Genomic DNA, 25,326 nt, shown 5'->3' with positions numbered 1-25,326 from the left:
GGCGCGAATGGCAACTCCCGGTAATCTGCCGCTAGCAAATCAAAAAGGTTTAGGCGAGCTTTGGGCTCGCCTTCGCTTTCTGTTTTTGGCTATTGTGGTTTATCGCATTGGTACTCATATTCCTGTTCCGGGTCTTGACCCAGAGCGTATAGCCAACTTATTTAATCAAAGTCAGGGCACGATCCTGGGTTTGTTTAATATGTTTTCTGGTGGAGCGTTGGAGCGAATGAGTATCCTGGCTCTAGGGATTATGCCCTATATTTCGGCCTCGATTATCATGCAGTTGTTGACTGCTGTTACCCCTTCTTTAGAGCAGTTGAAGAAGGAAGGTGATGCAGGACGTCGTAAGATAAATCAATATACCCGTTACTTTACGGTTGTTCTTGCCACCGTTCAGGCGTTGGCCATGGCTGTAAGCTTTTCTTCTTACGCTTATGGCGGAGAGCCGAGCTTCTCCTTCTATTTCATCGCTATCGTGTCCTTGGTTACAGGTGCGGTATTTATGATGTGGTTGGGTGAGCAGGTGACTGAGCGTGGCATTGGTAACGGTATATCCATGCTTATCTTTGCCGGTATCGTTGCTGGGTTGCCTAGCGCAATTGGTCAGGCGTTTGAGAGCGCGCGCCAAGGTGACTTGCACATTCTGTTACTTCTGGTTATTGCTGTTATTGCGCTTGCTGTTATCTGGTTGGTGGTTCGTATTGAGAGAGGCCAGCGCCGTATCACGGTAAACTACGCCAAGCGGCAGCAAGGTCGTCAGGGCTATGCTGCACAAAGCAGTCATCTGCCGTTGAAGATAAATATGGCAGGCGTTATTCCTGCGATTTTTGCAAGTAGTATTTTATTATTTCCAGCTTCAATCGCGCAGTGGTTCGGCCAGGGCGGTGAAGGTGCTGTGAATGAGTTTTTACAAGAGTTCGCTTTGGCTATTGGTCCCGGCCAACCGCTCAATATCATTCTGTTTGCCGGGTTGATTACTTTTTTCTGCTTCTTCTATACCGCTTTGATGTTCAATCCGAAAGAAGTAGCGGATAATTTGAAGAAATCAGGTGCTTATATACCAGGGATTCGTCCTGGTGAGCACTCAGCCAAATATATTGATAGTGTGCTAACACGTTTGACTGTGGTGGGTGCTATCTATATGTCCGCGGTGTGTCTGTTGCCCCAGTTCCTGGTAGTGGCTACGAATGTGCCATTTTACCTGGGCGGGACTTCTCTACTGATCGTTGTGGTCGTGGTGATGGATTTTATGTCGCAAGTCCAGGCACACCTGATGTCTCATCAGTATGAATCGCTGATGAAGAAGTCAAACTTAAAAGGTTTCGGCGGCAGTAACGTCCGCTGATCCTGGATATTAGGGTGAATCATGAAAGTTCGTGCTTCTGTTAAAAAGATTTGTCGTAATTGCAAAATGGTGCGTCGTAACGGTGTTCTGCGGGTAATCTGCAATGTTGAGCCGCGTCATAAGCAGCGTCAAGGTTAAATAGCTTTCGAACAAGCTGAGTTCCGTAAGCGTGAGCAGGTGGAGTTACTGTAGCCACCTGCTCGTTGTTTTAGAGTTCAGGCTGTTCGTCAAAGAGCTATTATGGGGGCGTTGACTGTCGCTTGATGAAAAATTCATCAGGCTATTGATTTCAAGTGACTTTATCGCTATCCTTTCGCGCCTTTTTAGAGTGCTGGATGGCGTTGTTACTGTCAACGCTACACAATTTACGTGTTACTGGAGTAATTTGAATGGCCCGTATTGCTGGTGTAAACATACCAGATAATAAGCACGCGGTTATCTCTTTGACCTATGTCTACGGGATTGGCCGTACCACAGCGAAGCAGATTTGCGCTGCCACTGGTATCGCAGAAGATGTAAAAATCTCTACGCTCTCAGAAGAGCAGATGGATGCAATTCGTAATGAGGTAGCCAAGCGCACCGTTGAGGGTGACTTGCGCCGTGTTATATCTATGAACATCAAACGCCTCATGGACTTGGGATGCTACCGTGGCTTACGTCATCGTCGCAGCCTGCCGCTTCGTGGTCAGCGTACTAAAACCAACGCTCGTACCCGCAAAGGTCCGCGTAAGCCAATCAAGAAATAATTGAATTGCTTACGTTTGTCATTCAAGTACGGTAACAACAGGTTAGGAAGAGATTGCTATGGCGAAGCCAGGTAATAAAACCGCAACGAAAAAGAAAGTTAAAAAGACGGTGGTAGATGGGGTAGCTCATATCCACGCTTCTTTTAACAATACTATTGTGACTATCACAGACCGTCAGGGTAACACCCTGTCATGGGCTACCTCCGGTGGCTCAGGTTTCCGTGGTTCACGTAAAAGTACTCCTTTTGCTGCCCAGGTCGCAGCAGAACGCGCCGGTGAAGCCGCGAAAGAATACGGCTTGAAGAACCTCGACGTTGAAGTGAAAGGCCCTGGCCCAGGTCGCGAATCAGCAGTTCGCGCACTGAATAATGTTGGCTACAAAATTACCAACATCACTGACGTAACGCCGATTCCTCACAACGGCTGTCGTCCGCCGAAGAAACGTCGCGTTTAAGGGGGATTTAGAAAATGGCACGTTATATTGGACCAACTTGTAAATTATCCCGCCGTGAAGGTACTGATCTCTTTTTGAAGAGTGGTGCTCGCGCGCTGGATTCCAAATGCAAGATTGAAACTGCACCCGGCCAGCATGGCCAACGTCGTGGTCGTCTTTCTGACTACGGTGTTCAGTTGCGTGAAAAGCAAAAAGTACGTCGTATCTACGGTGTGCTGGAAAAGCAATTCCGTAGCTACTACAAAGAAGCTGCTCGCCGTAAAGGCGCCAGCGGTGAAAACCTGCTGAAGTTATTGGAATCACGCCTGGATAACGTTGTGTATCGCATGGGCTTCGGTGCCACGCGCGCGGAATCCCGTCAGCTCGTTTCCCACAAAGCTATCAGCGTAAATGGCAAGACTGTGAATATCGCGTCTTACCAGGTTGTTGAAGGCGATGTTGTTGCGGTTCGTGAGAAAGCGAAGAAGCAATTGCGCATTCAAAATGCTATTAACATTGCTACTCAGCGCAGTCATGTTGAGTGGGTTGATGTTAACTTTGATAAGAAAGAAGGTATTTTTAAGCGCGTTCCTGATCGCAGCGATTTGCCAGCTGATATTAACGAGAACCTCATCATAGAGCTTTACTCTAAGTAAGGGACAAACCGCTAACAGGTGTGGCTATGCAGACTGCAGTAAACGAATTTTTGACCCCGCGTCATATCGATGTTTCAGAGATCAGTTCAACTCATGCTCGCGTGGTGTTGGAACCTTTGGAGCGCGGCTTCGGACATACCCTTGGCAATGCGCTGCGTCGCATTCTGCTGTCCTCTATGGCTGGTTGTGCCATTGTTGAAGCTGAAATTGAAGGTGTTTTGCACGAGTACAGCGACATAGAAGGTGTGCGGGAGGACGTAATTGAAATCCTGCTTAACCTGAAAGGCGTTGCCGTAGTTATGCACGGTAAGGACCAAGCGGTCCTTACATTAAGTAAAAAAGGGCCTGGTGTTGTTACAGCGGCTGATATTCAACTTGATCATGATATTGAGATTAAGAATCCCGATCATGTGATTGCCAATATTACCGGCAACACCGAGTTGAAGATGCGCCTGACAGTAGCTCGCGGTCGTGGTTATCAGCCAGCTGACAGTCGTCGTCGTGATGATGATGAAAGTCGCGCTATAGGCCGTTTGCAGTTGGACGCTTCTTTCAGCCCGGTAAGACGTTTGGCTTACAGCGTTGAAAGTGCGCGTGTAGAGCAACGTACTGACCTTGATAAGTTGGTGCTTGATCTGGAAACCAACGGCACTATCGATCCGGAAGAAGCCATTCGTCGTGCTGCGACTATTCTTCAGCAGCAATTGGCTGTGTTTGTTGATTTGGAAGGTGAGAAGCAATCAGCGCCGGAACAAAAAGAAGAGGCAATTGATCCTGTTCTGTTGCGTCCGGTAGATGATCTTGAACTGACTGTCCGTTCAGCTAACTGTTTGAAAGCTGAGAATATTTATTACATTGGTGATTTGATTCAGCGTACCGAGGTCGAGTTGTTAAAAACGCCGAACCTTGGTAAGAAGTCACTGACCGAGATCAAAGATGTCCTGGCTTCACGCGGGCTGTCTCTCGGAATGCGTTTGGAAAACTGGCCACCAGCCAGCTTGAGAAACGACTAACATTATTAGTTCGCCCGTTAACTCTCTTCGGTGCGGGCGGTTAACGAGATTGCAATTAAGCAATCCATTTTGAAGGATTTGTACCATGCGTCATCGTCTTAGTGGCCGTCAGTTAAATCGTAACGCCTCACACCGCAAAGCCATGTTTCGCAATATGACTGCGTCTCTGGTTGAGCATGAATTGATTAAAACTACTTTGCCCAAAGCAAAAGAGTTGCGCCGTGTAGCGGAGCCTTTGATTACTTTGGCTAAAGTAGACAGCGTTGCTAACCGTCGTCTGGCTTTTAGCCGTTTGCAAAGTAAAGAAGCGGTAGGCAAGTTGTTCAGCAATCTTGGTCCTCGTTACCAAAATCGTCCTGGCGGTTATATTCGCATTCTGAAGTGCGGTTTCCGTGCGGGCGACAAGGCACCTATGGCTTATGTTGAATTGGTTGATCGTCCTGTTCAGTCAGTTGAATCAGCGGTAGAAGCCGAGTAATTGAAGGCTGAAGGTACCCAAACAAAAAAGCCAGGCTTATGCCTGGCTTTTTTGTTTTCTGTGTCCCGTCCTGAGCCATCCGTGGCCTAGCTTGTTCAATTCTCGTGTTATTTTTTCCTTGTAGCACCAACTGCTTTTTTAGGGCTGACTTTTTTGCTCGATTGATTGCGTACTTTTGCCGACAGTAACATGGGTTTTAAAAACCTGCCCGTATGGGAGTCTTTGTGTTTGGCCACATCTTCAGGCGTGCCGGTAGCGATGATCTGACCTCCGCCGCTTCCGCCTTCGGGTCCGAGATCTATAATCCAGTCCGCCGTTTTAATCACATCCAGATTATGTTCGATAACCACGATAGTGTTTCCGTGGTCGCGAAGTCGGTGCAGGACGTTCAGGAGCTGCTGGATATCGTAGAAATGCAGACCTGTCGTGGGCTCATCAAGGATATACAATGTCTTGCCTGTGTCCCTTTTTGAAAGCTCTTTGGCCAACTTCACCCGTTGAGCCTCACCGCCTGATAGCGTCGTTGCAGCCTGGCCGAGACGAATGTAGGAGAGACCTACATCTATCAGTGTTTTTAATTTCTTTTCAACCGCTGGTATCGCTTCAAAAAATGCATGCGCATCTTCTACGGTCATTTCCAGCACTTCATGAATGTTTTTGCCTTTGTATTTAACTTCAAGCGTCTCACGATTGTAGCGCTTGCCTTTGCAAACATCGCAAGGAACGTAAACGTCGGGTAAGAAGTGCATCTCTACTTTGGTTACACCATCTCCCTGGCAGGCTTCACAACGACCGCCTTTAACGTTGAAGCTGAAGCGGCCGGGTTGATAACCCCGCGAACGAGCCTCTTGTGTACCCGCGAATAAATCGCGCACCGGTGTAAAAATACCGGTGTAGGTGGCAGGGTTGGAGCGCGGGGTTCTTCCAATGGGGCTTTGATCAATATCGACGCATTTATCGAATAATTCCAAGCCTTCAATAGCCTTGTAGGGCGCGGCCTTTAATGTGCTTGCACCATTGAGCGCCGTTGAAGCTAACGGATGGAGGGTAGCGTTAATCAACGTTGATTTGCCGGAACCGGAAACGCCGGTCACGCAGGTCATCAGGCCGACAGGTATCTCGACGGTCACATCTTGCAAATTGTTGCCGTTGGCGCCGATCAGTTTCAACACTTGTTCCGGGTTAAAAGTATGACGTTTTTCCGGCACCGCAATTTCGCGTTTGCCGCTCAGGTATTGGCCAGTAATGGAGTTTTTGTTGGCCATAATTTTTTTGACGTCGCCTTGAGCGATGACCTGACCACCATGCACGCCTGCGCCGGGTCCGATATCAATGACATGATCGGCTTGTCGAATGGCGTCTTCATCGTGTTCAACAACAATGACGGTGTTTCCCAAGTCTCGCAGATGCGTCAGTGTTTTAAGCAGGCGTTCGTTGTCACGTTGATGTAAGCCGATGGACGGTTCGTCGAGGATATACATAACGCCGACTAACCCGGCACCGATTTGACTGGCAAGTCGAATACGCTGAGCCTCGCCGCCTGATAAGGTTTCCGCGCTACGATTGAGTGTCAGATAATTCAAGCCGACATCTACAAGGAAGCGAAATCGGTCGCGCAGTTCTTTTAAAATCTTATCGGCGATCCCGGCTTTGCGACCGCTGAATTTCAATTGTTGAAAATATGCATACGCGTCGGCTACGGGTAGCTCGGTGATTTGCGGCAGCGTTCGCTCATCAACAAAGACATGTCGTGCTTCAACTCTCAAGCGAGTGCCTTCGCATTCAGGACAGTGATCGGTAGATAAAAACTTCGCGAGTTCTTCGCGCACCATTTGTGATTCGGTATCCCGGTAACGGCGTTCCATATTAGGCAGTACGCCTTCGAAGGTATGGCTACGCTTGTAAATATCACCACGATCATTGACGTAATTAAACTCAATTACATCGTTACCTGAGCCATAAAGCACCGCGTCGCGTTGTTTTTGTCTGAGTTTTTTCCAAGGGGTATCGACATCAAAGCCATAATGTTCGGCCAGCGAAGCAAGCATATGAAAATAGTAGACGTTGCGTTTGTCCCAGCCACGGATGGCGCCTTCGGACAATGAGGCTTCAGGAAAATGCACGACTTTTTCTTCGTCAAAATACTGTTTTACACCCAGTCCGTCGCACGTTGGGCAGGCGCCTGCCGGGTTGTTAAAGGAAAACAGTCGCGGTTCCAACTCGCTCAGACTGTAATCGCAAATGGGACAGGCGTGTTTGGAGGAAAACAAACGATCAGTTTCTTCGCCATCCATATAACTGATGCTGGCAATACCTTCAGACAAGTTCAGCGCTGTCTCAAAAGATTCCGCAAGGCGCAGCTTCAAATCATCGCGCACTTTGAAGCGATCCACGACTACATCAATATTGTGCTTTTTCTTTTTGTCGAGCTTGGGTGCATCGTCGAGATCGACCAATAAGCCATTAATGCGCGCGCGAATAAATCCATCGCGTTTCAATTGTTCCAGGATATGGAGATGTTCTCCTTTGCGATCCCTGACAACCGGAGCGAGAAGCATTAATTTCGTGCCTTCTGGTAAGGCGCAGACCGTGTCTACCATTTCGCTGACGGTTTGTGCGGCGAGGGGTTCGCCGTGGATGGGGCAGCGGGGTTCACCGACGCGAGCGTAGAGCAGGCGCAGGTAATCATAAATCTCCGTAATGGTGCCTACGGTGGAGCGGGGGTTGTGCGACGTTGACTTTTGTTCGATGGAGATCGCCGGGCTCAACCCCTCCACATGGTCGACATCGGGCTTTTCCATCATGGATAAAAATTGACGCGCATAAGTAGACAGCGACTCGACATAGCGGCGTTGGCCTTCCGCGTAGAGGGTGTCAAATGCGAGGGAGGATTTTCCTGAGCCGGAGGGGCCGGTGATGACCACCAGCTTGTCGCGCGGTATATCCAGATCAATGTTCTTGAGATTGTGGGTGCGAGCACCCCTTACGATAATCGTATCCATTAACCACCTTACATCTGCTCTGGTGAAAGAAAGACAAAGCGTTCAATTATACGGAAATCTCTTGTCAAAAGTTGTCAGGAGAGGTGTTTCTGTGGATAAGGTCGGGAATCGCGTATTTGGCTGGCCTCTCGCTCATCGCTCTTGCTAGAATCGCCTCTTTTCTTTGGGCATCACTATCCGTGCAAATAACTCCGGTTCCCTTTGAGCGTCGCGTCGTTATTTCTCTGGCTGCACTTTACTCATTCCGCATGTTCGGTCTGTTTATGTTGTTGCCGGTCCTCGCGTTGTACAGCTCTGACTACAGTGGTAGTACGCCGTTCCTTTTAGGGCTGGCGTTGGGCGCGTACGGCTTTAGCCAAGCTCTGCTGCAAATCCCCTTTGGTGTCTTGTCTGATCGCATTGGCCGCAAACCGGTGATTCTTGCCGGCTTTATCATCTTTGTTTTGGGGAGCGTTATTGCTGCTCAAGCCGAAACGGTAATGGAATTAATCATTGGCCGGTTCCTTCAGGGCGGTGGAGCTGTATCGGCGGCTGTGATGGCATTGCTGACCGATCTGACCTCTGAGGAAAACCGCACCAAAGCAATGGCGACTATTGGTGCATCCATCGGTGTTTCCTTTTCGATTGCACTGACGGTCGGCCCCTTGATGGCGGCATGGGCAGGTGTGTCCAGTATCTTTTGGTTGACGGCGATATTGGGTGTTGTGGGTATTTTCATCCTGTTCAAGGCTGTTCCGGCCGTGAGTGCGCCGCGACGGCAGCGTGAGGCCGGCGCAGTGCCAGCTTTGTTATGGCGTACTTTTAAGAATCCTGATTTATTACGCCTGAATTTCGGAATCTTTTCGCTACATTTTGTATTGATGGCCAACTTTATGGTGTTGCCGTTGATCCTTGAGCAGCAATTGAATATCGCGCGCAATTATCATGGCTTGCTGTATTTTCCTCTGCTGGCGGCAGCATTTGTCGTTATGTTGCCGTTTATCATTGTGGCCGAGAAGCGCCGCCAGATTAAACCGGTTTTTTTGGGCGCTGTGGCGTTACTGGTGTTGATGGAATTGATGCTGATGCGTGTGCCGCCCAATCTTCCTTTAACTTTGGTCGGGGTCTTCCTGTTTTTTGCTGCATTTAATTTACTTGAGGCGACCTTGCCCTCAATGGTCAGTAAGATTGCGCCGGCAGGAGCCAAGGGTACGGCCACCGGTATCTATGCCACCAGTCAGGTAATGGGCGTTTTTACTGGCGGAGCGATTGGTGGATGGATATTGCAGCACTGGGGTATGACAGCAGTTTTATCTGTCGCTGCCCTGGTTGGTTTGGCTTGGTTGGTTGTTGCGTGGTCCATGCGCCCGCCACGTTTCCTGGCCAGTGTACTTATTCCACTGAGAGGCCGGGATCCCCACATTGTCTCGGAGAAATTGCGGTCTGTAGAGGGTGTGGCTGAGGTGTTGGTAGTCGCCTCTGAAAATACGGTGTACCTCAAGGTTGATCCGCGTCTGGTTGACCGACAGGCGCTCACTGGCATTGTGGAAAACCAGGCTTGAATCTGGCGCTGTGGCCGTCGCGAGTGATAAAGTGGCAGCCGAATTTCATAGGGCAAATGTCGCCGTTGGCGAATACACGATAAATCAAGAGGAGAAGTTTCATGGCTCGTGGCATCAATAAAGTAATTCTGATTGGTAATGTGGGTCAGGACCCGGAAGTCAAATATATGCCGTCCGGTGGCGCGGTAACGAATATCAGTGTGGCAACCTCGGAAACCTGGAAAGACAAAAACACCGGGCAACCCCAGGAGCGTACTGAGTGGCACAGAGTCGTATTTTTTAATCGCCTCGGTGAAATAGCGGGCGAATATCTGCGTAAAGGCAGCAAGGTTTATATCGAAGGGTCCTTGCGCACCCGTAAATGGCAAGCGCAGGATGGCACAGACAGATACACCACCGAAATTGTCGCCAATGAGATGCAGATGCTCGATAGCCGCGGTGACAATTCCGGTAGCAGTATGGGGGGCGACTACGGCCAGGGTTACAATCAGGGTCAAAACTATAATCAGTCCAAGCCAGCGGCAAGTGGCCCGCAAGCAGCACCTCAACACGGTAATCAAGGTGGTGGTTATGCCTCCTCCGGGGCTGGGCAGGGTAATGCGCCCCAACAACCACCGGCAGGTTTTGACAGCTTTGATGACGATATTCCGTTTTAATGGATTCGAAATAAAAAAGCCCTGCTTAGCAGGGCTTTTTTATTGGTGGCTCAAATAAATTTATAACATCTGCTTGCCTAGAAGGCACTGATGGTTGGCCGCACGATAAGCTCATTCACATCTACACTGTCCGGTTGTGATACCGCATAGAGCACCGCTTGCGCGATAGCGTCCGGTGTCAGTGCCGCTTTACGCCATTCCTTAAGTTGACCTTTAGTGGCCTCATCGCTGATGTCATGGCCTAACTCCGTCTCCACAACGCCGGGACAAATCGTGGTGACGCGGATGTCCCTGGACTCCTGGCGCAGCCCTTCAGAAATTGCCCAGACAGCATATTTAGTGGCGCAGTAAACGGCACCCGTTGGAACCACCACATGGGCACCGATGGAAGCGGTATTGATAACATGGCCGCCGCCTTGCGCTTGCATGACGGGTAGACTGGCAGCGATACCATTCAAAACGCCGCGAATATTGATGTCGATCATGCGATTCCATTCATCTATTTTCAGTTCGCTCAGCGGGGAGAGCGGCATAACACCGGCATTATTGAAGATAACGTCGACCCGCCCGAAGGTATGCTGCGCAAAACTGATCAGGCTCTTCACGGCGTCCAGATCTGCCACGTCAACCGCCATGCACGCGGCTTCTCCGCCTTGATCACGGATTTCTGCAGCGATGTGTTCCAGCCTCTCGGTCCGGCGAGCGCCCAGAACGACTTTAGCCCCATGTTCTGCGAGCAAGCGGGCACTTGCTTCACCGATCCCACTGCTGGCGCCGGTGATTACTATAACTTTGTCTTGAACGTATTTCATAGCTGACTCCTTGGTGTGTAGTAACTGGTGGAGTCAGAGTAGGGGTTGCATGGCCTTTCGTTAATGCATGGATCTCCATAACCATTGCCTAATCCTCCATATCTGTTTGCCGGTCATTTATTTCCTCTGTAGGCTTTTGTAATCTCGATATCGTCTGGCAATAGAGGTAATCAATGTGGTGACTAATTGGCGGCAACCAGAGTTGATTCGGCTGATTGATAAATTCTCCGATGGTGATGGTATTCATCTGACCGCCATAGCAGGTTTGAAATGTATCAAGGCTACCGCCTTGAGCATGAAGATCCCGGTGGTGTATGAACCTTCTATTTGTTTGATTGTGCAGGGCGCCAAAGAAGTCATGCTGGGCGATGAGGTTTACCGCTACAGCCCATCGGAGTTTCTGGTGGTTTCTGTAGATCTGCCGGTAACCGGGCAGGTTGTCCTGGCGAGTGAAGAGATGCCGTACCTGAGTCTTCAGTTAGATCTCGACTTATGTGAGATCAGCGAACTCATTCCGGAAGTGAATTCTTATATTGAACCCCCGGCACTCAGCGCCCGTGGATTGTTTGTCGGTAATGCAGACGTAACGCTGGAGTATTCCCTTTTGCGTCTCGTTGAATTATTGGAAGCCCCGGAAGATATCCCATTCCTTGTACCCATGATCAAGCGTGAAATCTACTATCGATTATTGAAAGGGCCATATGGGCATCGAATAGTCCAGATGGCAGCCCAGGGTAGCAATATGCAGCGCATCTCGCAGGTCATTGAGTTCTTGAAACTTAATTTCGACAAGCCTGTTGGCATCGCACAAATGATTGATGTCGCCAATATGAGCCCCTCGTCATTTCATGCGCATTTTAAGGAGGTGACTGCCATGAGTCCTTTGCAGTATCAAAAACGCCTGCGGCTGCTAGAAGCGCGGCGAATGATGTTAGCGGAGGCCATAGATGCATCAAATGCGGCCTATCGAGTCGGCTATGAAAGTCCGTCACAATTCAGCCGCGAATACTCAAGAATGTTTGGCGCGCCCCCGATCCGTGATATTGAGAACATTCGCGCACGGGCGCACTGACAGCGGGATATGGGTGATCGGTAAATTAGCGATGGAGATTTGACAGCTTCGGGTTGGCCTTCTTATTAGCACGATAGAGCAAAACTATTTTGCCTATCTCCTGTATCAGTTCAACATGGGGCAAGGTCTGTAGTTGGGCAACCATTTCCTTGCGCTCTTCTCGATCAGCGATGGCGAGTTTAACTTTAATCAGCTCGTGATCATCCAGTGCACGGTTCAGCTCCTGTACAACGCCTTCGCTTAAACCATTGCCGGCCACGGTCACAATTGGGTTGAGCCGATGGCCAATGGTACGAAATTGCTTTTTGCGATCTGCGTTGATGGGCATACAATTACCTTAGAAAATCCGGGGGGTTAAAAAGCCGGTTATTGTAGCTCATGAGCTATCGATAGGGTTAATTAGATGAGGGCCGGGCTCCTTCCCTTGGGCTTGCAATGCGTCGGATGGCCCCCACTATGAGCGGATGACACAATTACAGCTGCCAACCAATGCAATTGATGGTGATAGGTGAAACCAATTGGCGGGCGGATGGCCAAAGCTTTTGGCAAGTCTCTCTCGGTCGTCAATAGAGAAACCCCCTGCTGGAACATTGTGTAATTTATTGTTAATTAGCCCGGAATTTTGCAAATCATCGTCTTGCTATTAGGTGTGTCTGTTGATCTTCCACACTATACTGGTACAACAACGCGAATATTTTTGATGTGCGACTGAGGAAGCGTCCTTGAACGATATGACAAAAAATCTGATTTTATGGCTGGTCATCGCTGTGGTCCTGTTCAGCGTGTTTGAAAACTTCAACAAGACCTCCAGCAACGAGAGCTTGAGTTACTCCGAGTTCATCCTCGCGGTAAAAGACAATCGCGTGCGGGAAGTGACCATTGATGGCCTGACCATCGACGGCCTGTACACCAACAACAGTCCCTTTAAAACCATTCGTCCTAATATTCAGGACCCCAAGCTTATAGACGACTTGTTAAATCATAATGTCGCCGTTAAAGGCCGTGAAATCGAACAACCCAGCCTGTGGCACCAATTATTGGTCGCCAGCTTCCCTATTCTGATCATCATCGCGGTATTTCTGTTTTTTATGCGCCAGATGCAAGGTGGGGGTGGTGGCCGTGGCGGCCCGATGAGCTTCGGTAAGAGTAAGGCGCGCTTACTGGGTGAAGACCAAATCAAGACCAGCTTTGCCGATGTGGCTGGTGTGGATGAAGCCAAAGAGGAAGTGCAGGAACTGGTTGAATACCTCCGTGACCCGTCAAAATTCCAGCGTCTGGGTGGTAAAATTCCGCGCGGCGTACTGATGGTCGGCCCACCGGGTACCGGTAAAACCCTGTTGGCAAAGGCTATTGCGGGAGAGGCGAAAGTACCTTTCTTCTCGATTTCCGGTTCTGACTTTGTGGAAATGTTTGTGGGCGTGGGTGCATCCCGCGTGCGCGATATGTTCGACCAGGCCAAGAAACAGGCTCCCTGCATTATCTTCATTGATGAGATCGATGCTGTCGGTCGCCATCGTGGTGGTGGCCATGGCGGCGGTCATGATGAACGTGAGCAAACCTTGAACCAGCTATTGGTCGAGATGGACGGTTTTGAAGGCAATGATGGTGTCATCATCATTGCGGCAACCAACCGTGCGGATGTCCTGGATCGTGCTCTTTTACGTCCGGGTCGTTTTGATCGTCAGGTATTTGTAGGTTTGCCGGATATTCGTGGTCGCGAGCAAATCCTCAAGGTTCATATGCGTAAAGTGCCGATTGACGAACGAGTAAGCGCCTCGGTTATTGCTCGCGGTACACCGGGTTTTTCCGGTGCGGATTTAGCTAACCTGGTTAATGAGGCAGCATTGTTTGCGGCACGCGGCAACAAGCGGCTCGTGACAATGGAGGATTTTGAGAAGGCGCGCGATAAGATCATGATGGGCGCTGAGCGTCGTACCATGGTGATGAGCGAGAAAGAAAAGGAAAACACTGCCTATCACGAAGCCGGTCACGCGATTGTGGCGCGGCTTGTACCGGAGCACGATCCGGTCCATAAGGTAACGATTATTCCGCGGGGGCGTGCATTGGGGGTGACCCAATTCTTGCCGGAAGCCGATAAATACAGCATGAGCAAGCGCTCACTTGAATCGAGCATCTGTACCTTGTTTGGTGGCCGTATCGCAGAAGAAATGACTTTAGGCTTCGACGGGATTACCACCGGTGCCTCAAATGATATCGAGCGTGCTACTGATCTGGCGCGTCGGATGGTTACAAAGTGGGGCTTATCGACCAAGTTGGGTCCGCTTCATTATGGTGAGGATGAAGGTGCTTACCCGGGAATGTCTTCCCAGCAGTATTCTGATGAAACCTCCAAATTGATTGATGAGGAAGTCCGTCGGATTATTGATGAATGTTATACCCGTGCGGAAAAAATCCTGGAAGATAACCGCGATATTCTGGAAGCGATGAAGGATGCCTTGATGGAGTACGAGACCATCGACTCTGAACAGGTTGATGATCTGATGGCCCGTCGCAAAGTCCGCCCACCACGGGATTGGCATGATGATGACTTCAACGGTCATTTGCGTCCCAAAGATACGGCGGGAGAGGGTAAAAAGAATTCAGACGAGAATCCTGCCGGCCCCATTGGCGGTCCCGCTAAAGATCACTAACTGCCACAAATTCACTGACGATAACCCCGGGCTTGCTCCGGGGTTGTTTTTTTATAGTGCAGCCATTAAAACTCAGCTCATTTGTTTTGCTTTCCGAGGTTCTAGATGCAACTCCTTTGCGGTACCCGGCGGCTCGATGTAAGCAGGCCGGTCGTCATGGGTATTCTCAATACGACTCCCGACTCCTTTTCGGATGGTGGCAATTATTATCGCGATAACCGTTTGGCGTTGGATCTGGCCGTGCAAAAGGGTGCGCAGATGCTGGCGGAAGGTGCACAAGTGATTGACGTGGGCGGAGAGTCGACCCGCCCAGGTGCCAAGCCGGTATCTGAGCAGGAGGAACTGGATCGTGTGGTGCCGGTGGTAGAAATCCTGGTGCGTGAATTGGGCGCTATCGTTTCGATTGATACCAGTACCGCCAGTGTTATCCGTGAATCTGCTGCGGTTGGTGCTGGGATTATCAATGATGTACGCGCATTGCAGCGCGAGGGCGCACTCGCGGCGGCGGCGGCGAGTGGCTTGCCGGTCTGTCTTATGCATATGCAGGGTGAGCCGGGCAATATGCAAGAGCGTCCTGCTTACCATGATGTCGTCGTTGAAGTGAAAGATTTTCTTCTGGCTAGGGTGGATGCGTGCTGTGTTGCGGGCATTTCCGCTGAACGAATTATTCTCGATCCGGGATTCGGGTTTGGAAAAACCCTGGAGCACAATCTCACACTCTTGGCCCGGCTGGCGGAAGTGCAGGCATTAGGCTATCCCGTGCTGGCAGGGCTTTCACGAAAATCCATGTTGGCCGCGCTGCTCAAACGTGACGTTCATGAACGTCTACCGGGAAGTCTGGCGCTGGCGCTGGCGGCGGCTGAGCGCGGAGCAGCCATCATCCGTGTCCATGATGTGGCTGCAACGGTAGATGCGCTGAGCGTCATGGCCGCTATCAATCAAATTAAAAATAACTGAAAAAAACCTGCAGTATTGCGTAAAATGCTGCCCCACTTTCTACTACATCATACTTACCGAACATAAAGGTGAACGGAGTCTGGCATCTATGACGCGCAAATATTTTGGCACCGACGGCATTCGTGGTCTGGTTGGTGAGTTTCCCATTACCCCAGACTTCATGCTCAAACTGGGGTGGGCGGCGGGCTGTGTGCTGATGGATCGTTTTTCCGGGCCGAATATGATTCTGATCGGTAAAGATACGCGGATCTCCGGTTACATGTTTGAATCGGCCCTTCAGGCGGGGCTTATCAATGCGGGAGTTGATGTCGGATTGCTTGGCCCTATGCCCACTCCCGGTGTGGCCTATCTGACGCGCACATTTCAGGCCCAGGCCGGGATAGTGATCAGCGCCTCCCACAACAGTTATGTCGACAACGGCATCAAATTTTTCAGTGGCAATGGCACCAAGCTGCCTGACGATATCGAATTGTTGATTGAAGAACAGCTGGAAAAGCCCATGGTGACGGCGGAACGTCTGGGCAAGGCGCGGCGTATTACCGATGCATCCGGCCGTTATATTGAATTTTGCAAAGGCACCATGCCCTGGGGGTTCAATTTGCAAGGGCTGCAGATTGTGCTGGATTGTGCCCACGGCGCGACCTACAACATCGCTCCTAGCGTGTTTACCGAGCTGGGTGCCAAAGTGGTCCCATTATTTGTTGAGCCTAACGGGACCAACATCAACCGCAGTTGCGGCTCTACCAAACCAGAAGCGCTACAGGAACACGTTGTCGAAGTCGGTGCGGATCTGGGTATTGCCTTTGATGGCGATGGTGATCGGGTTATTTTCGTCGATCATAAAGGCGAATTAGTGGATGGCGATGAGCTGCTGTACATCGTCGCTGCGCATCAGCAGCAATACGGTGGCGGATGTGACGGGGTTGCCGGAACGCTGATGAGTAACTTTGGCTTTGAATTGGGACTCAAAGAATTGGGTGTTCCTTTCGGTCGCGCCAAGGTAGGAGATCGGTATGTCATTGAGATGATGCGCGATAAAGGTTGGTCGCTCGGTGGTGAAAATTCCGGTCATATTGTTTGCAGCAATGTGACAACCACAGGTGACGGCATTATTGCGGCATTGCAGGTATTGTTGGCCATTACCACCTTGGGTGTCCCTCTTCACAAAGCCAAGAAGGGTATGCAGAAGTTGCCGCAAACCATGATTAACGTTCATATGGCGAAGCGAATTGACGTTAATGCTGACGCAACGATCCAAAGTGCCGTTGCCCAAATTGAGGGCAGGCTGGCGGGCACGGGCAGGGTATTGTTGCGTCCCTCCGGTACAGAGCCGGTAGTGCGCGTCATGGTAGAAGGGCAAAATAAAAATCAGGTCAAAGAGTTGGCCCAGGAGTTGGCTTCGGTGGTTGAGACTGTTTTGAACTAAGCTTCAAAACAGGAAGGGTTTGAATCGGCAACAAATCGAATGACTCGACCATAAACTGATAGAAAGTTGGGCGTGGCCGTTAAAAATGGGATTGTATGTTCAACCCATCTTAGCTAACATTAGCGCCCGCTTTGGGGGAGGTATTGCTTGAACAAGGCAAATAACACCAAGCGTCGCCAGTTGGTTGTAGGCAACTGGAAAATGAATGGCAGCCAGCGCATCAACGCTGAACTGTTAGCCAAGGTAGTAAGCGGTTGGCAGGGTAAGCGCGAGGCTGAAGTTGCAGTCTGTCCACCCTTCCCCTACCTTCAACACACACTGGAGTTGCTCGCCCCATCCGCTATTGTGCTGGGTGCGCAGAGTGTGAGTGAGCACGAAAGTGGTGCGTACACGGGTGAAGTTTCTGCCCGGATGCTGGCCGAGTGGCAGTGCCGTTACGTCATCGTTGGCCATAACGAACGCCGCCGGATGCAGCAGGAATCTGATATTCAGGTTGCACAGAAGTTCATTGCAGTACAGCGTGAACAATTGATCCCCATCCTTTGTGTCGGGGAGTCTCTGGAGCAGCGTGAAACCGGTCAGGCATTAGCCGTCATTCATCGGCAACTGAATGCGGTTGTCGAGTTGGTCGGATGTGATGCTTTTGAGCGCGCCGTAGTCGCCTATGAGCCGGTCTGGGCGGTAGGTACAGGTAAGACAGCAACACCGCAACAAGCGCAGGAAGTTCATCATTTTATTCGTGAACTTCTAGGTGATGTGGGACAGCGGGTTCGTATTTTGTATGGTGGCAGCGTTAAGGCCAATAATGCAGCCCAGCTTTTTGCCATGGCGGATATTGATGGAGCCTTACTCGGTGGGGCTTCGTTGGATGCCGAAGAATTTTTAAGTATTTGTCGAGCAGCGGATGTATAAAACCTGCTAGATACAGCAACTGAACATCAGGTTTTGGTATCAGTTGTTCAATCAGAGAGCATAACAATGGAAAAAATTATTCTTGTTATTCATGTGTTGACAGCACTGGCAATTATTGCCTTTATTCTGCTGCAACAAGGTAAGGGCGCTGCAGCTGGAGCATCTTTTGGTGCTGGTGCATCGCAAACCGTATTTGGTAGTCAGGGCGGTAGCAGTTTCTTTACTCGTGCTACGGCAATCCTGGCAACTGTCTTTTTTTGTACCAGTTTTGGTTTGGCGATTATCGCAAAAAATAGTACATCCGTTGCCTTGGATGGCATTCCGGTACCTATTGAAAGCCAACAAGTCGTACCGCAATCAGATGTCCCGACGGTTGAAGAAGCAACTCCCGCTGCGGCTAGCGACGTACCTGCTGTACCGGACTCTGAAGAGTAAAAAGAGTTTTAAAGCCCAAGTGGTGGAATTGGTAGACACGCTACCTTGAGGTGGTAGTGGCGCAAGCTGTGCCGGTTCGAGTCCGGCCTTGGGTACCACAAGCAAAACCGATGTAATTTAACATCGTCTGAGAACCCGCAGAAATGCGGGTTTTTTAATTCTGGCTTATTGTCTAATCGATAGTAATAAAATCTAGCTTGCCCTTTGCTTTTTCAAAAGATAAAATCGCGCCATTCTAAAGTATCTTATGGACGAAAAAAGCTTAGGTATGAGTGCTCTCTTTATCCTCCTATTTCCACCAATCGATTTTATATTCAGTGAGGCCGTTTCCAGCTTAGGGATGGTCCACCGTACTATTTTTCCCCTCCATTTCTCTCTTACACATCAACTTTTCACAAGGTTGTCTTTATGTTGATTATATTCCGAGCAATTTTGCTGTCATGGCTTTGTATAGTTGCTTCATTAACTCAGGCTAGTGTATCAACCATCAGCTTCGCAGAAACTAATAACAGTAATGCAGTAATTATCGAAGGTGATGATGCCGATTTATTAACACCATCGGCCCCTAATAGCCACGGGGTATCAGTTGTCCGGTTAAGTGAGCTAAGCTTACAAAGACCCTTGAGAATCGTAAATCTTACCGACGATGTTAGGGTTGCAGCAAAACTAATTATTATTGAAGCAAGTAAGTTATCTTTAAATTCGTCTATAGAGATTTTGGGGGAGCGTGCAGACCTCCTTATCTTTAATAAATCCAGCAATAGTGTAACAACGTGTAGTGGATGTGCATTGGTAAATGTTGGTCGGGCTACCTTAGCCTCAGCCAATGTGAGTTATGATACGAACAAATGGCCCGCTACTATAAGTCCAATAAGCTCTTCATCTATATCAATAAATAATCTATCGGCCAAAGGCATAGGTGCTTTGGAGCTAGTTGCTTCAAAAATTGTTTTAAATGGCGAAACCAATACACAACTTAAAGCTAACTACAGTAGCGATGGCAGTTTTCTGCTGGACGCAGCCGGGCGGTATATTGTTGGTTCTGGCAATGTAAATTTATATGCGGGATTCAATTTCCATTACAAAGATCTTGATCTATCCACAACTACCTCATCCGCTACATATGGCATCGAAGTGCGGGGAAATATTAAAACACTTGCCGCTAAGTTAGTTTCCACAAATCCTGTCTATATTTCAGGCAGTATAGACACTACATCTGATATTGCGTCTGCTACCTCCTATCAAGGTTCGATTGCTCTGATTAAAGAATCAATAAAAGTAACAACCTTGCGAACAGGAAGCTCGTTGATAGTTAATGGAAAGCTCTATTCGGACAATAACATCCAGCTAGCTAGTTCTGGTCAACTGATTGTAAATGGGCAGGTAACTGCCGATTCATTTGATGGGATAGCAGCGACAAAATTTGCCAATAGAGGACGCATAAGCGCTAGCGTTACAAACACAGCAGCAGAGAGTGTAGAAAATAACGGATTGCTTAACGGTAAGGTTGTTTCTGTGTCGGCTGAAGATGCATTGTTGAACCGCTTTGGTGGCAAGGTTCTTGGAGAAACAATAAGTTTAACGTCTGCCTCAGGATCTATTCGAAATGGTTCACAGTATCCTTTCAAGCCAGCTAATGATTTTTCCTTGTTGCTTGCACCTGATGCTCAGGATGACATAGATGTAAGTAGCATAAGGGTCAATGATATTTCTTTAAGTGGAGCTACAAAGGTTAGCGATTTATCTGCACAAATTATTGGTAACATAGTTTCATTAAAGGCCAAGGTAAATGTCGAAAACATCAATCCTTACTTTGAATACACATTAGATCCTGAGGCGTGGCGGTCGGGGATTGCATTTAATACCCAGAATGCAGACCGTGTGCAGTTGATTGCGGATACCCAACTGGATATTCATGCGGATGCCTATGTATTAAATTCGTCTGCCATTATGGGGGTGAATGAGCCTGCAGGGAATTTCAGAATTGTATCCGGTAATTTGGCAAATGAGCGGTACACGACAGAAGCTGTTATTCAGCCATTTGAGCGCGAAGAAACCAACTCAACCTCCGTAACAACGAAAACTGGTCATGAATCTCTACTGGTCGCATTCTCACCCCCCGGCATAATCTATTCTTTTGCTCCCATGGGTGTGCAATTTAATAGCTCAAATGGAGCATTTATCAATAACACGTCCTACTTTGAAATTCTGAATTCGGCTACGTTTATCGCAATAAATCCATCGAAACCAAGCGAGATCCTACCCGGAAAAATAACGAGCATTGGTTTAGCGCTGCAGGATAAATATGAGGGAAGTTCCACAATTGTGATTCGATCGGATAAGGGCTGTAGCAATAATTATTCCTATGACCCTAGTAGCCCAATATCCTCCGAAGGTCAGAGCAGGCTGTACTATTCAACATGTGGTTCATGGGCCTCCAACTCTGCCGTAGATTTGAATGGCGATACTGATAATCAAATGAAAGGAACATTGTTCTCGGTACAAAAGAATTTATCTGGCAAGAAAACGGATTTTCATGGAGCCAACCATGAAATGATAAAAATAGTTGATGATGAGATTGTTGCGGCCAAGATTGCCGAGAATACATGGAGCGAATCAAAAACCAAGTCTGGCTATAACAGCCAAGGTGAATACTATTCAATCGATTATGTAATTGAATCCACAAGTAAGTTAAATGAAGCGGGTGATTACCTTGTTACCACGCATACACTTAAAAATATAGAGCTTACTGAGGGAGCGGTTAGTTCTCCTACTGGCCCAGTGCCAACAGGCTGGGTTCCACCAGAGATATATAATATAACTAACCAAGCAAAAACTATTTCTCAAAAAGTTGAAGATATCGTTGTGGCAGCGTATGACTCCGTAAAGCAAGTAATTATGGACTGGCTTATTGCGTTTGATAATTGGTGGAATAGCTAAGGAGATAGGAATATGTTCAAAACACAAAAGCAGCAAGTTAGCTATCTAACACTTAAACAACGTATCACTGCGGGTGTAATGGCTTTTTTTATGTTGGGGCAAATATGCTTTCCAGCAGTGGCCGCTGCCGCATACCTAACTAGCGACGAAACAATTACGCAAGCGTTATCGAGCAATTTTTTCGAACGGGCTTCTACCTCAAGCTACCTGTATCAAAAATCTGATTTGGCTTACTCTGGTAATCTGAGTAACCAAAATATAGCCAGTTTTCACAAGCGGTTAGTTGACAACAAAATTTCGTTGCCTGCCCCAACATATATTCCGATAGCAGGGGATATAACAATCATTGTGCCCCATCAGCCGGTGGGAAAATTGGTGGGGGATGTATACGTTCAGAATAGATTGGTTCGGCAGCAGGTCTTTAATCAATTGGGCCGCCATTTGATTGATCCGGAAAATAATGACTCTGAATTTGTTCAAATAAATAAGCTTTACAACAATGCCTATGTGTACGCACAACGTACAGGGAAAATCTACGGCACAAAATTGTCCGCTAGTGATGTGGCTTACCTCAACTCTCAAGGTTTGGATGTCCTGTGGCCGGAGCACCGGCTAATTGACGGTGCGACAGTTGTTGTCCCTATTTTATATCTCACAGAAAATACCGTAGCGACCCAGTCGGTTAACGATCATGTCATCGAGTTTTTCGGTGAACACAATCAGCTTGGCAGCGTAACCATTAGCAATCAGTCGTTGCGGCTCGGTCGTGAATCGTTCCTCGCAGTCAGGGACGTAAAACTTGTAAATGGCACTATCAAATCCGAAGGCAATATAGCGATTCAAGCGACTGGTAATATATCGGCGTTGGGTAGCGTTATCGATGCAAAATCAAGCCTGAACCTCCATGTAGGAGGTGTTTTCTCATTGATTGATGGCTCGCAAGTTGTTGCCAATAACAACGTTGATATTTATGCGGGTCAAGTACACCTAAAGACATTAGTGCATTTATTTACTGATCGATACGGCCAGGGCACGCGTTTAAGTGAAATATCTGCGATAACGGCAAATGGCAATATAACGGTTAATTCATCTCAAGATATCACCTTGGAGGCGTCCAAAATCACGTCCTCTAATGGCGCAATCACATTATCCGCTGGTACAAACATCAATATTCTTCCGGTGGTTACCCAATACTCAAGCGAATATAAAGTCGGGGATTGGGGGGTAAGTCAAAATTCTCTTAATGCTATTGGTTCAAGTATATCTGCCAATGACACCATTAAATTAATCGCTGGTGGGGCCATAAATATTACTGCATCGGAACTCACTAGTACTCAAGGTGGGGTCGAGCTTCTTGCTGCAAACGGTATTCATATCCTCGATAGCTTGGATCAAACCAGCATAAGCAAAGAAGATAGAAAAGGGAAAACGAAAGGTACTGCATCTGAGTTTATCAGTCATGCAGTTCGCTCCATTCTTTATGCTGGTAAAGGCGTACTGCTGGATACAGATTCTGGTGATGTCACTCTCCGAGCTGCTCAGATTACAAGCAGCAGTGGGACTAAAGTTCGTGCGCACAATGGCGGCGTCCACATGCTAATGACAAAAGAACTGGAGGAATCCCATTTACAGACAGTACGCAAAGGCACTTGGACGATAAAAACGCGTACAGAAGATATAGTGCATGAAAATAATGTACAAAATGCGATTATCGGTGGGTTGGAGGTAGAGGCTCTAACAGGTATCAATATTGAGTACACGGGTAAACAAGGGGCAAGTTTAAAACAGCAATTGGAAGAATACGCCAAGATGCCAGAGATGTCCTGGATGGCGGATCTTTATAATAAATGTTGGATTGAAAAACCGAAAGGGCCTATATCCGGTGTTGTTCCTGGCAATGCTGTGGATGTTACTGGCTCCGTGGAACAATGTGATGGCGCAACAATCAACTGGGATGCGGTTGAAGAGATACATGAAGAAATACGCGAATCCAACTCCACCCTCAGTCCTGCTGCGATGGCGATTATTGCTATTTGCGTTGCTGTGGCTATGGGGCCTATGGGAGCAGGTTTGCTTGGGTCGGGAGGTGGAGCTATCGGGGTTTCTACAGCTGCTGGTGTAACATCGGTCACTGCGACAGGTGCAATTTTGCAGGCTGGTGCTCTTACACTCGCTACCCAAGCAACGCAGAGTTTAGCAGCGGGCAACAATTTGCGTGAAACGCTTAATGCAATGGATAGCGATGAAAGCCTTAAATCATTAGCGATTTCTATGGCAACAGCAGGAGCCCTTTCAGCGGTAGATGGCTTGAATTTATTTGACGTGCCATCAACAGCAAGTCCAGTTACACAATTTGCCAGCCAGGCGGGACAAGCTATTGTTAATTCAACCGTTTCTGCTGGTATCGCAGTAACTATCAATGGTGGCAACTCTGATGATTACCTTGATGCATTTAACAGTGCATTATTGGTAAATGCAGTGAACACAATTGGTAATAACATCAGCAACAAAATTGCAAATGCAGCTGATTTTAGTACAGCAACTAAATATATAGCCCATGCCGCTATGGGATGTTTGACTGGTTCATTGACTAATGAAATCCAGGATGCTGATGTTGAGAATGGTTGTGCGTCCGGAGCAGGTGGTGCAGTTATTGGTCAGGCAACAGCGGATTTGATTGAAGCCAGGATTCGTAATTGGGCCGAAAATACCAGGAACGGTGGCTTCGTTAGTTACCAAAGCGTGGAAACAGAAGCGAATTTTCTTTTGGCGCATGGAGTAGATCTGTCGAAACTTAGTGCAGCTTTCGCTGCATTTGCTTTGGGTGGCGATGTAAATACTGCAGCCGGTTCAGCGGAAGCGGTTGCTGCGGCCAATATTTATAAAGCGACTTACCTTTTGGATTTGTACCGAGAGCTCAATGGAGAGGACGTCTTGCCGTTTAATGCCACTCGGGCTGAAAGATTTAAAAGTAAATATAAGTCTGATATCAGGGAGGTGTTGACGCAGAAAGGTATAGCTTCGGATGTCATCGACACTCTAATTGCAAAGCTTGAGCAAAACGACGTTCTAGATTCACTCAGTGCTTACGATGAAAATCTGTTATCGGACGGTAGCCAATATGACGTGGCGGCAAAATACAGATCAAATGCGACTTTTTACGAGGAGGGCACGCTGCCCACAGTGCATGTGACAGGTACACGTCCCGGTGAGAGTTACGCATTGGAGTTTTTGGCGGCAACAAATAAAGCTGTTAGTTCATTCAGTCCCCTAGAACTACAGGCTGCGGAGATCGCGTATACGGTGATCACGGGTGGACCAATAAAAGCTGCCATTACAGTGGGTATAAACTACGGCTACGATAAGCTTATGCCGGCAGAATTACTGGAGCTGAAGGATCAACTAACACACAACGTCAGTCTTTCCGGTGTTGCATTTTTGGGCCACAGCTCATTCGGTGAAACTAAAGACGCCTACAGTAGTGGAGAATGGGCAGTTGACGAAACAGATGGGTTGGCATGGATAGTTGAAAATGTTACGGGTATTTCTCCGGGTAAGAGAGGTACTAACACGCCCACTTACATCTCCGCTGATCAACATGACAGCAATAGCAGCGCCGGTGTTACAGGCGGTAAAGTTGTTTATTTAGATGACTTTCAGCGTCGTTCAAATTTTGATGAACATATGGTGAAGGTAGATAAAGTTAATGGGAAATATGTTATCGAAGATGGCAGTCTCTCTGGTGGTCATAAAGATCAAGAGTTTATGACTGCATTGGAGAATCCTAGGAGCTACACAGATGAACAGTTGGATAACCCTAAATTTGTTCGTACCCCTGGCGATGAAATGGGTGAGATAGTTGGCGATCCTATACCTATTAAGGATGTTAATGGGAATGTTGTGGGAACCAAATATGCGTACAAGATTCCTGCAATTAATAGTGATGGTACAATTAAATATGATGAACTTGGCAATGTAATGTATAAGAAGGAAAGCTCTCCGCATACAAAGAGCGTGTATGATTCCAGCAAAATCAGTGATGCAGACTACCTGGCCGCAACCAAAAGAGCTGCACAACATGCATGGGATAATGATTTGTCGGCGTATAGAAATGACCTGGTTGGTAAAAGGAAAGTGGCTTACTTGGACGTGCAATCAGGCCTAAAGTTTGAAATGTTTTTTAATACAGACCTCAATACGAAGCAGCCATATATTGGAACAGTCTATCTTATTTCTCCTTGATATGGAGTT

20 protein-coding genes and 1 tRNA gene are annotated in these 25,326 nt (G+C 48.2%); 18 read left to right on the top strand and 3 right to left on the bottom strand.

The annotated features are described in order from the left end of the window. Positions 1-7: 7 nt before the first annotated feature. The 7 genes from secY (at position 8) to rplQ (ending at position 4,671) form a co-directional block, all read left to right on the top strand. Positions 8-1,345 (top strand): preprotein translocase subunit SecY, encoded by a 1,338-nt coding sequence (gene secY / locus CBR65_RS09015; protein ID WP_087466549.1) that lies wholly within the window; start codon positions 8-10, stop codon positions 1,343-1,345. Between the two features lie 21 nt (positions 1,346-1,366). Beyond that, positions 1,367-1,483, top strand: a complete 117-nt coding sequence (gene rpmJ, locus CBR65_RS09010; protein ID WP_039912586.1) for a 50S ribosomal protein L36 — start codon at positions 1,367-1,369, stop codon at positions 1,481-1,483. Between the two features lie 251 nt (positions 1,484-1,734). After that, entirely contained in the window at positions 1,735-2,091 is a 357-nt protein-coding gene (rpsM, locus tag CBR65_RS09005) for a 30S ribosomal protein S13 (protein WP_087466548.1), read from the top strand. Between the two features lie 58 nt (positions 2,092-2,149). Continuing rightward, the gene (gene rpsK, locus CBR65_RS09000) at positions 2,150-2,545 is read left to right on the top strand and encodes a 30S ribosomal protein S11 (RefSeq protein ID WP_087466547.1); all 396 of its coding nucleotides are present in this window, start codon (positions 2,150-2,152) and stop codon (positions 2,543-2,545) included. A 14-nt stretch (positions 2,546-2,559) separates the two neighbouring features. Continuing rightward, the gene (gene rpsD, locus CBR65_RS08995; protein WP_087466546.1) at positions 2,560-3,180 is read left to right on the top strand and encodes a 30S ribosomal protein S4; all 621 of its coding nucleotides are present in this window, start codon (positions 2,560-2,562) and stop codon (positions 3,178-3,180) included. 26 nt (positions 3,181-3,206) lie between these two features. After that, on the top strand, positions 3,207-4,193 hold the full coding sequence (gene rpoA / locus CBR65_RS08990) for a DNA-directed RNA polymerase subunit alpha (protein ID WP_087466545.1): 987 nt from the start codon (positions 3,207-3,209) through the stop codon (positions 4,191-4,193). Positions 4,194-4,278: 85 nt separating this feature from the next. Then, entirely contained in the window at positions 4,279-4,671 is a 393-nt protein-coding gene (gene rplQ / locus CBR65_RS08985; protein ID WP_087466544.1) for a 50S ribosomal protein L17, read from the top strand. Between the two features lie 107 nt (positions 4,672-4,778). Here rplQ and uvrA read toward each other — a convergent pair whose 3' ends face one another. Continuing rightward, positions 4,779-7,673 carry an excinuclease ABC subunit UvrA gene (uvrA, locus tag CBR65_RS08980; RefSeq protein ID WP_087466543.1) on the bottom strand — a complete coding sequence of 965 codons (2,895 nt, stop codon included), beginning with the start codon at positions 7,671-7,673 and terminating at the stop codon, positions 4,779-4,781. 179 nt (positions 7,674-7,852) lie between these two features. Here uvrA and CBR65_RS08975 point away from each other — a divergent pair, with 179 nt between their 5' ends. Beyond that, a complete protein-coding gene (locus CBR65_RS08975; protein WP_232461404.1) occupies positions 7,853-9,214 on the top strand; it encodes an MFS transporter in 1,362 nt (453 codons plus the stop codon). Positions 9,215-9,315: 101 nt separating this feature from the next. Next, the gene (gene ssb, locus CBR65_RS08970; protein WP_087466542.1) at positions 9,316-9,870 is read left to right on the top strand and encodes a single-stranded DNA-binding protein; all 555 of its coding nucleotides are present in this window, start codon (positions 9,316-9,318) and stop codon (positions 9,868-9,870) included. 77 nt (positions 9,871-9,947) lie between these two features. On the opposite strand, the gene CBR65_RS08965 is transcribed toward ssb, so the two are convergent. Beyond that, positions 9,948-10,682 (bottom strand): SDR family oxidoreductase, encoded by a 735-nt coding sequence (locus tag CBR65_RS08965; RefSeq protein ID WP_087466541.1) that lies wholly within the window; start codon positions 10,680-10,682, stop codon positions 9,948-9,950. A gap of 175 nt (positions 10,683-10,857) precedes the next feature. Here CBR65_RS08965 and CBR65_RS08960 point away from each other — a divergent pair, with 175 nt between their 5' ends. Next, complete coding sequence (locus CBR65_RS08960; protein ID WP_198300917.1) at positions 10,858-11,754, top strand: AraC family transcriptional regulator; 897 nt, start codon at positions 10,858-10,860, stop codon at positions 11,752-11,754. A 25-nt stretch (positions 11,755-11,779) separates the two neighbouring features. Here CBR65_RS08960 and CBR65_RS08955 read toward each other — a convergent pair whose 3' ends face one another. After that, complete coding sequence (locus CBR65_RS08955; RefSeq protein WP_087466540.1) at positions 11,780-12,082, bottom strand: YhbY family RNA-binding protein; 303 nt, start codon at positions 12,080-12,082, stop codon at positions 11,780-11,782. Between the two features lie 403 nt (positions 12,083-12,485). On the opposite strand from CBR65_RS08955, the gene ftsH reads away from it, so the two are divergent. The 8 genes from ftsH (at position 12,486) to CBR65_RS08915 (ending at position 25,317) form a co-directional block, all read left to right on the top strand. Further along, positions 12,486-14,405 carry an ATP-dependent zinc metalloprotease FtsH gene (ftsH, locus tag CBR65_RS08950; protein WP_087468992.1) on the top strand — a complete coding sequence of 640 codons (1,920 nt, stop codon included), beginning with the start codon at positions 12,486-12,488 and terminating at the stop codon, positions 14,403-14,405. A 105-nt stretch (positions 14,406-14,510) separates the two neighbouring features. Further along, positions 14,511-15,362 carry a dihydropteroate synthase gene (folP, locus tag CBR65_RS08945; protein ID WP_087466539.1) on the top strand — a complete coding sequence of 284 codons (852 nt, stop codon included), beginning with the start codon at positions 14,511-14,513 and terminating at the stop codon, positions 15,360-15,362. Between the two features lie 88 nt (positions 15,363-15,450). Then, positions 15,451-16,788 carry a phosphoglucosamine mutase gene (gene glmM, locus CBR65_RS08940; protein WP_087466538.1) on the top strand — a complete coding sequence of 446 codons (1,338 nt, stop codon included), beginning with the start codon at positions 15,451-15,453 and terminating at the stop codon, positions 16,786-16,788. A gap of 147 nt (positions 16,789-16,935) precedes the next feature. Continuing rightward, positions 16,936-17,700: a triose-phosphate isomerase gene (gene tpiA, locus CBR65_RS08935; protein WP_087466537.1), complete on the top strand. Its 765-nt coding sequence runs from the start codon at positions 16,936-16,938 to the stop codon at positions 17,698-17,700. A 66-nt stretch (positions 17,701-17,766) separates the two neighbouring features. Beyond that, positions 17,767-18,135 (top strand): preprotein translocase subunit SecG, encoded by a 369-nt coding sequence (gene secG / locus CBR65_RS08930; protein WP_087466536.1) that lies wholly within the window; start codon positions 17,767-17,769, stop codon positions 18,133-18,135. A 13-nt stretch (positions 18,136-18,148) separates the two neighbouring features. After that, a tRNA-Leu gene (locus tag CBR65_RS08925) sits at positions 18,149-18,233 on the top strand. 310 nt (positions 18,234-18,543) lie between these two features. Beyond that, positions 18,544-21,075 (top strand): hypothetical protein, encoded by a 2,532-nt coding sequence (locus tag CBR65_RS08920; protein ID WP_087466535.1) that lies wholly within the window; start codon positions 18,544-18,546, stop codon positions 21,073-21,075. A gap of 12 nt (positions 21,076-21,087) precedes the next feature. Then, entirely contained in the window at positions 21,088-25,317 is a 4,230-nt protein-coding gene (locus CBR65_RS08915) for a DUF637 domain-containing protein (protein WP_087466534.1), read from the top strand. Positions 25,318-25,326 lie beyond the last annotated feature (9 nt).

The sequence above is a fragment of the Cellvibrio sp. PSBB006 genome, assembly GCF_002162135.1.
Classification (GTDB): domain Bacteria; phylum Pseudomonadota; class Gammaproteobacteria; order Pseudomonadales; family Cellvibrionaceae; genus Cellvibrio.
The sequence above is the reverse complement of the archived record's forward strand: the minus strand, read 5'-3'. Positions and strand labels throughout refer to the sequence as shown.

What these genes read in the sequence shown, in the direction of transcription:
- secG (WP_087466536.1), top strand. Translation starts at nt 17,767, where the DNA reads ATGGAAAAAATTATTCTTGTTATTCATGTGTTGACAGCACTGGCAATT.
- ftsH (WP_087468992.1), top strand. Translation starts at nt 12,486, where the DNA reads ATGACAAAAAATCTGATTTTATGGCTGGTCATCGCTGTGGTCCTGTTC.
- rplQ (WP_087466544.1), top strand. Translation starts at nt 4,279, where the DNA reads ATGCGTCATCGTCTTAGTGGCCGTCAGTTAAATCGTAACGCCTCACAC.
- CBR65_RS08920 (WP_087466535.1), top strand. Translation starts at nt 18,544, where the DNA reads ATGTTGATTATATTCCGAGCAATTTTGCTGTCATGGCTTTGTATAGTT.
- rpsD (WP_087466546.1), top strand. Translation starts at nt 2,560, where the DNA reads ATGGCACGTTATATTGGACCAACTTGTAAATTATCCCGCCGTGAAGGT.
- folP (WP_087466539.1), top strand. Translation starts at nt 14,511, where the DNA reads ATGCAACTCCTTTGCGGTACCCGGCGGCTCGATGTAAGCAGGCCGGTC.
- glmM (WP_087466538.1), top strand. Translation starts at nt 15,451, where the DNA reads ATGACGCGCAAATATTTTGGCACCGACGGCATTCGTGGTCTGGTTGGT.
- CBR65_RS08955 (WP_087466540.1), bottom strand. Translation starts at nt 12,082, where the DNA reads ATGCCCATCAACGCAGATCGCAAAAAGCAATTTCGTACCATTGGCCAT.
- rpmJ (WP_039912586.1), top strand. Translation starts at nt 1,367, where the DNA reads ATGAAAGTTCGTGCTTCTGTTAAAAAGATTTGTCGTAATTGCAAAATG.
- rpsK (WP_087466547.1), top strand. Translation starts at nt 2,150, where the DNA reads ATGGCGAAGCCAGGTAATAAAACCGCAACGAAAAAGAAAGTTAAAAAG.
- secY (WP_087466549.1), top strand. Translation starts at nt 8, where the DNA reads ATGGCAACTCCCGGTAATCTGCCGCTAGCAAATCAAAAAGGTTTAGGC.
- rpoA (WP_087466545.1), top strand. Translation starts at nt 3,207, where the DNA reads ATGCAGACTGCAGTAAACGAATTTTTGACCCCGCGTCATATCGATGTT.
- rpsM (WP_087466548.1), top strand. Translation starts at nt 1,735, where the DNA reads ATGGCCCGTATTGCTGGTGTAAACATACCAGATAATAAGCACGCGGTT.
- ssb (WP_087466542.1), top strand. Translation starts at nt 9,316, where the DNA reads ATGGCTCGTGGCATCAATAAAGTAATTCTGATTGGTAATGTGGGTCAG.
- CBR65_RS08965 (WP_087466541.1), bottom strand. Translation starts at nt 10,682, where the DNA reads ATGAAATACGTTCAAGACAAAGTTATAGTAATCACCGGCGCCAGCAGT.
- CBR65_RS08915 (WP_087466534.1), top strand. Translation starts at nt 21,088, where the DNA reads ATGTTCAAAACACAAAAGCAGCAAGTTAGCTATCTAACACTTAAACAA.
- uvrA (WP_087466543.1), bottom strand. Translation starts at nt 7,673, where the DNA reads ATGGATACGATTATCGTAAGGGGTGCTCGCACCCACAATCTCAAGAAC.